The sequence below is a fragment of the Rothia nasimurium genome (genome assembly GCF_928381705.1).
Taxonomy (GTDB): domain Bacteria; phylum Actinomycetota; class Actinomycetes; order Actinomycetales; family Micrococcaceae; genus Rothia; species Rothia nasimurium_G.
Window position 1 is genome coordinate 1 of the sequence record NZ_CAKMSR010000021.1, and the last position, 6,597, is coordinate 6,597.

The window sequence follows — 6,597 nt, forward strand, 5'->3', positions numbered from 1 at the left end:
CAACGGTCTTGTCCGGTATGGCTTGAGGTTATTTGTAGAGATTTAACGCTCATATTTTTGCTGCGGGTGGGGCCGTTGTCTAGTTGGTGGGTGTGGGGTGCGTGTCTACTTTTGAATAAGCCTCAATCCACTAACAGGTGTCAAAAAAATATAATTATTTTATTTAGATATTTGCGGATCCTTATTCACCCGCTCCTCAATATGCTTCACGATCCGCTCCACAGCTTCATCAACGGGTACGCCGTTTTCCTGGGAGCCGTCGCGGAAGCGGAAGGAGACAGCGCCGTTCTCGGCGTCCTCGCCACCGGCAATCAGGATGAAGGGCACCTTCTCCTTAGACGCGGTACGAATCTTCTTGGGGAAGCGGTCAGTACCGTAATCCACCTCAACGCGCACGCCACGGGCCTTGAGCTTGGCAGCAACCTCACCCATGTAGTCATTGAAAGCCTCAGCAACAGGCACACCAATCACCTGAACGGGAGCCAGCCAGGCGGGGAAAGCACCTGCATAGTGCTCAATCAGCACGCCCATGAAACGCTCAAATGAACCGAACTTGGCCGAGTGAATCATGACCGGCTCCTGGCGGGTGCCGTCAGATGCCTGATACTCCAGACCGAAGCGGGCAGGCTGGTTGAAGTCGTACTGCACGGTCGACATCTGCCAGGTGCGGCCAATTGCGTCCTTAGCCTGAACAGAAATCTTGGGGCCGTAGAAGGCAGCGCCACCCGGGTCAGCCACCAGTTCCAGACCGGTCTCAGCGGCAACCTTTTCCAGCACAGCGGTTGCTTCTTCCCACTGCTCGTCCGTACCGATGAATTTATCCTTCTTATCGCCCTCGGTGTCGCGGGTTGAAAGCTCAAGGTAGAAGTCGGTCATGCCGAAGTCCTCTAGCAGGGACAGCATGAACTTGAGCAGGTGGGCAACCTCAGCAGGTGCCTGCTCCTTGGTGACGTAGGAGTGGGAGTCGTCCTGGGTAATCATACGAACGCGGGTCAGGCCAGAAAGCACGCCGGACTTCTCGTCACGGTAGACCGAACCGAACTCAAAGAGACGCAGGGGCAGCTCACGGTAGGAGCGGCCGCGGGAGCGGAAAATCTCGTTATGCATGGGGCAGTTCATGGCCTTGAGGCGGTAGGCCTGGCCCTCGTCCTCCATGGCCGGGAACATGCCGTCCGCATAATAGGGCAGGTGGCCGGAGGTGTAGAAGAGATCTTCCTTAGAGATATGGGGGGTCTTCACGTACTCGAAGCCCTCTTCAATGTGACGGGCGCGCACGTAGTCTTCCATGGCACGCAGAATGACGCCACCCTTGGGATGAATCACGGGCAGGCCCGGGCCGACGGTCTTGGGGAAGGAGAAGAGGTCGAGCTCTTCACCCAGGCGGCGGTGGTCGCGGCGCTCAGCCTCAGCAATGCGCTCCTTGTAGGCAACCAGCTCTTCCTTAGAAGGCCAGGCGGTGCCGTAGATACGCTGCAGCATGGGGTTCTTCTCAGAACCGCGCCAGTAGGCACCACCGGAACGCATGAGCGCGTAGCCGTTAGCAATCAGCTTGGTATTGGGCACGTGGGGGCCGCGGCAGAGATCCTTCCAGACGGTCTCCCCCTTCTTGTTTACGTTGTCATAGATGGTGATTTCACCGGCACCGACCTCAACAGAGGCACCCTCGGCGGCGTCCGCACCGGAGCCAGGGCCCTGGGAGAGGGTCAGCAGTTCCAGCTTATAGGGCTCGTTTGCCATCTCGGCCTCAGCCTCAGCCTGGGTGACCACGCGGCGGCGGAAGGTCTGACCGCTCTTGATAATCTTCACCATGTCCTTCTCAATCTTTTTGAGATCCTCGGGGGTGAAGGGCTCTTCAACATCGAAGTCGAAGTAGAAACCGTCGGTGATGTAGGGGCCGATGCCGAGCTTGGCGTCCTTGCGGTAGTTCTGCACTGCCTGGGCCATGACGTGGGCGGCTGAGTGACGCAGGACGTTCAGGCCGTCTTCTTCATGGACAGAAACGGGCTCGACAGCATCGCCGTCAGTCAGTTCGGTGGAGAGGTCAACCAGGGTGCCGTTGATACGGGCAACGACGATCTCGGGGTTCTCTGCGAACAGGTCGGCTGCGGTGGTGCCAGCCTCAACCTGCTGAGCGGCACCTGCGACGGAAATGGAAAGAGCGGACAAATGTGTCTCCTAGGTTTGTGCCCACCCCTACAACGGGTGAGCTGTCGTTACATCTGCACGGTACGAGGGTGCAGAACAAACCTTATTTTACCGCTGGTTAGGCTACTTTGCGCCCTTTGCGAGGGCGCGGGAGTCGAAGTTTTTACCAGCGAGGTAGGAGCGGACGGTCAGGAAGAGGCAGTAGCCCACCACCAGCACAGGGGCGATAAGGACGGACGCCTCCCCCAGCGCCCCGGTCATGGTCAGGTTAATGACTTTGACGGCTAGCACCAGGGCAAGAGCCAGGCCGGAAAAGGAGGGAACCACGGCCTGCGTCTGGGCGTAGAGACGGCGGGCAGAGTAAACCCGGGCGTCCAGACCCAGGGCCTGCGCAGCGGCCAACTGGCGCTGCCCCTGCTTGCCCGCGTGAGGTGAAAATGCGTCGTGGGACTGGGCTGAAGCGTCCTTGCTTGCCATGCGGCCCATAGCTGTACCGCCCCACCAAATAAGGGCAAGGAGAGGAAGCAATATTCCCGTCAGCCCGAAGACCGACCAGACGCTCTTGGCTGCCCAGCCGTCCGCCCGACCCCACAGGTTGTAATGCACCGGGATCTGCTGCGGCAGCGACGGGTAAAGCAGAGCCAGGTATATCACCTCAGCAACTACCAGCCCCAGAGCCACAAGGAACAAGGTGCGGTTGGGTTTAATCGGCGGAAAATCTTGCATGGACATGTCAGCTCCTTTGCCTTGTCACCTGCACATTGATTGTCTAAACCTATTTTTTCTTCTTGATAGTAGCCGCCTTGGGCGTGACCTTGGCCCCCGCCAGCGACGCCTTAGCGCGGGACTTCTTGAAAGTCACGTCAAGCCCGTCCACAGCTTTGAGGCGCTTGCGCATGACCTTGATAGCCTCGGGGTTCTGGTCAATCATGAGGAAGTTGCGGTCAAGCTGGGCGCAGGCGTGGCCGGTGGTACCGGAGCCACCGAAGAAGTCCAGCACCCAGTCGCCGGGCGCACTCGAGGCCTGCACAATGCGGCGCAGAATACCCAGGGGCTTCTGCGTGGCATAGCCGGTTTTCTCCTTGCCGCTGGGCGAAACAATGGTGTGCCACCAGACGTCCGTCGGCAACTTACCAATCTCAGCCTTCTCAGGGGTCACCAGCCCGGGCGCCATGTAGGGCTCGCGGTCAACCGCCTCAGAATTGAAGTAGTAGTTCTCGGGGTCTTTCACATAGACCAGGATGTTATCGTGCTTAGCTGGCCACTTCTTCTTAGACTTAGCGCCATAGTCGTAGGCCCAAATAATCTCGTTCAAGAAGGACTCACGGCCAAACAGGGCATCGAGCACCACCTTGGCGTAGTGGACCTCGCGGTAGTCCAGGTGCAGGTAGAGGGTACCGGTGGGCTTGAGCAGACGCCAGGCCTGCATGAGACGGGGCTCTAGGAACTCCCAGTAGTTCTCAAAAGAGTCCGAATACCCGTAGATATCGCCCTTAATAGTCTCGTAGGTGTGCCCCTTGTAGCCGACCCGGCTACCACCCTCGGTACGCACGGTCTTAATGCTCTGGCGCTTCTGCACCTTGCCCGTATTGAACGGCGGGTCAATATAAATGAGCTGGAAGCTCTCTGCGGGCAGGTTTTTGAGCACGGCAAGATTATCGCCGTGAATCACCATGCTGGTGCTATCTGCTGACCACAAAGAACGTTTTGACACAAGGTACAGAATACCCCAAGGTCACCCCCACCTGCCCGCGCGGCGGGTGAGGGTTAAGCCACGCAAGGACGCTGGGGCGGGGCGAAGCGCAGGCATGCATGGAGCCGACTGGCTGGGGCTGGCATGAATCGCCCGTGAGCGCTAGCGAACCGGCGAGAAGGTTAGTCGGCAAACGCATGCCTGCGCAGAGCCAAAAATACGGTCGGCACGCGGAGGGTAATCACCACTCCCGTTTCGCCACCCTCACACATGCTCGCACCGGTTGGTCAGTGTGCCGATACCCTCGATTGAGGTCACCACCGTCTGGCCGTCGCTCAGCCACTTGCGGGGGCGTAGCGAGAGCCCAACCCCGGCAGGAGTACCCAGGGCAATCAGGTCGCCGGGTTCCAGCGTCATGAAGGTAGAGATGTAGCTAACTACCTGGGCCGGGGTGAAGACCATGTTGGCGGTGGTGCCCTGCTGGCGCACTTCGCCGTCGACGGTGCAGGTCATGGCAAGGCCACCCTCGATATCGAGTTCATCGGGGCTGACGATGACCGGGCCAAACGGTGTCGTGCGGTCCCAGTTTTTCCCCTGGAACCATTCGGATGTGCGCCCCTGCCAGTCGCGCACCGATACGTCGTTGAGCACGGTGTAGCCCAGCAGGTGGTCGTCCACCTGATCTTCGGCAATGTGGCGGCCGCGGCGTCCTACCACCGCGCAGAGCTCGACTTCCCAGTCAATTTTGGTGCTCTCAGCGGGCAGCTCAATAGGCTCACCCGGCCCGATAAGGGCGTTGCCGAACTTGGTGAAGATGGTGGGATAGGTGGGCAGCTCAGCCCCCACTTCTTCGGCGTGATCCGTGAAGTTCAGCCCCACGCACAGCACTCGTTGCACCTTGTTCAGCGGGGCAATGAACTCTTCAGGACTCACCTCAACTGGCTTAGCCCCCAGTTCAGCAGGGCTCACCGACCCTAAATCACTCGACCCCACAAACTTGTGCAGGGGCCGGCCCAGCTCGTACCAGCGTCCGCCGCTTTCAACCACCGCACGAGCCTTACCGGCCCGTCTGACCTGCGCAAACTTCACCCCGGCCGTCCTTTCTGTTAAGCCGTCTAGTTTCACCCCGCTGGGCTGGTCAACTAGACTTTCTATGACGCAATATTCCGTTGACAAGGTGAATAATCGGTAAAACCGTAGGCATTCATCAGCCAACAGAGTATTCTATACATCACAGTGTAATTCAATTCCCGACAACCAAGGAGGCCAACCATGAGCGGCTTGATTACTCTGATTTCACAGACTTCAAAGGCACGAAAGCCTGTTACCGTCAGCTCCCGCCCTGCCCAGCTGGACGACGCCGAGGCGCTAGCTCGGCTCTACTTTGCCTCCTACGACGGTGAGCGCTTCGCCTCACAGGCAGATGCTACCGCCGAGATGGAACGCATCCTCAAGGGCGAGCACGGCGAGTTCTACACTGAGGCCTCCCCCGTGGTGGTTGATGAGCACGACCGCATCATCGCAGCGTCCCTATGCCTGAAGCATCGCGTGGTCACCGAACCCAAGGGCATCCCCACCATCTACGAACTCTTCACCGCAGCCTCCCGCCGCCGCGAGGGCCTCGCTGAACAGCTGATTCGCCGCAGCATCGACCAGATGTTTGAGGACGGCTACGAGCAGGTTTCAGTGCGCATCAGCGAGAACAACGCTGCCGCCCTCGCCCTCTACCTGACCCTAGATTTCAACCGCTGGTTCCCCGAAGACGACGACATTCTCTAGACAAGCAGTAAACTAGGTAATAGTTGAGCCCCACCCCTCACCAGCAGCGGGGGTGGGGCTCAGCTGTTTGATTGTAAAAGCTTAAGGTGATGCAGGCTCACGCTCGCTGCCGACCCTCTCGCCGGTTCGCTTCGCTCACTAGCGATTCACGCCAGCCCCGAGCCAACAGCTTCGCCATGAGCCTGCATCACCTATCTCCCGCATCAAGCTTTCTATAGACCACTCAGCAAATCTTCGACCGGCTCCAGCAGGTAGGGGGCGTTGTTGCGCACATTGCCGACGTCCTTACTGACCTCGCGTAGGGCCCAGCCTGCGGTCTCGGCGAAAGCCTGCTCGCGAATGAGCTGTAAGGACGCCTGCGCTTGGGCGCGGTAAGCCCTTTTCTGCTCGGCAGTGGGCTTGGGGGCACCAGCTGGACGGCCTGACCGCAACCAGGCCGTCAGGCTATCATGCTCGTTAATGTCGGTATCAACTGCCACGTGAAGGGGTATCGGCAGACGGTTGTGCAGCTGACCTAGTTGCCGCTCAATCTCGTTTGTGTAGCCAGGGTCGCCACCCAAGTTGGCCATAATTCCGGGGTCGAATTCACCGTTGCCGGGTGAATCCATGGTCACGATGGAACAGGAGAGCAGCCACTCCCCTTCCTTACCCGCAAATACCCCGCCTGGTTCTGCGAATTCTGCGGGGATTTTCCACCATTCATACAGACCGGCAAAGTAGATAGGTCGCCCGTCGGTACGGTGCACAAAGTAGGGGGTTTTGACCTGTTTACCCGCAGCGGTGGTTTCGGCTTTCCACTCGTAGTAGCCGCTCACGGGCACGGCGCAGTGCCCCGAGACAGCAGCTTCGCGGAAGGTGGGCTTTTCAAAGATAGTCTCACTGCGGGCGTTGAAGGCCCGCGATGAGAAGGCGGGATCCTTTGCCCAGCCCGGCAGCAGGCCCCAGCGGGCTGAGTGCAATTCGCGGGTGAAGACCGGGGA

The 6,597-nt window shown here is 59.2% G+C and carries 6 protein-coding genes; 1 reads left to right on the top strand and 5 read right to left on the bottom strand.

Features of this window, described 5'->3' with window-relative positions; all coding sequences use genetic code 11:
- Window positions 1–159: 159 nt before the first annotated feature.
- The 4 genes from thrS to L6762_RS11740 all read right to left on the bottom strand — a co-directional run bounded on the left by thrS (window position 160) and on the right by L6762_RS11740 (window position 4,927).
- Window positions 160–2,166 carry a threonine--tRNA ligase gene (gene thrS / locus L6762_RS11725; RefSeq protein ID WP_237187464.1) on the bottom strand — a complete coding sequence of 669 codons (2,007 nt, stop codon included), beginning with the start codon at window positions 2,164–2,166 and terminating at the stop codon, window positions 160–162.
- A gap of 102 nt (window positions 2,167–2,268) precedes the next feature.
- Window positions 2,269–2,877 (bottom strand): DUF1648 domain-containing protein, encoded by a 609-nt coding sequence (locus tag L6762_RS11730; RefSeq protein WP_237187465.1) that lies wholly within the window; start codon window positions 2,875–2,877, stop codon window positions 2,269–2,271.
- Between the two features lie 43 nt (window positions 2,878–2,920).
- Window positions 2,921–3,820: a DNA-methyltransferase gene (locus tag L6762_RS11735; RefSeq protein WP_237187470.1), complete on the bottom strand. Its 900-nt coding sequence runs from the start codon at window positions 3,818–3,820 to the stop codon at window positions 2,921–2,923.
- Between the two features lie 282 nt (window positions 3,821–4,102).
- Entirely contained in the window at window positions 4,103–4,927 is an 825-nt protein-coding gene (locus tag L6762_RS11740; RefSeq protein WP_237187466.1) for a fumarylacetoacetate hydrolase family protein, read from the bottom strand.
- A gap of 183 nt (window positions 4,928–5,110) precedes the next feature.
- On the opposite strand from L6762_RS11740, the gene L6762_RS11745 reads away from it, so the two are divergent.
- The gene (locus L6762_RS11745) at window positions 5,111–5,617 is read left to right on the top strand and encodes a GNAT family N-acetyltransferase (RefSeq protein ID WP_237187467.1); all 507 of its coding nucleotides are present in this window, start codon (window positions 5,111–5,113) and stop codon (window positions 5,615–5,617) included.
- Between the two features lie 212 nt (window positions 5,618–5,829).
- On the opposite strand, the gene L6762_RS11750 is transcribed toward L6762_RS11745, so the two are convergent.
- A partial coding sequence (locus tag L6762_RS11750) for an SOS response-associated peptidase (protein WP_237187468.1) occupies window positions 5,830–6,597 on the bottom strand: 768 nt, incomplete at its 5' end.

Excerpts from the sequence above, each read along its gene's own strand:
- L6762_RS11745 (WP_237187467.1), top strand. The coding sequence starts at position 5,111 with ATGAGCGGCTTGATTACTCTGATTTCACAGACTTCAAAGGCACGAAAG.
- L6762_RS11730 (WP_237187465.1), bottom strand. The coding sequence starts at position 2,877 with ATGTCCATGCAAGATTTTCCGCCGATTAAACCCAACCGCACCTTGTTC.
- L6762_RS11735 (WP_237187470.1), bottom strand. The coding sequence starts at position 3,820 with ATGGTGATTCACGGCGATAATCTTGCCGTGCTCAAAAACCTGCCCGCA.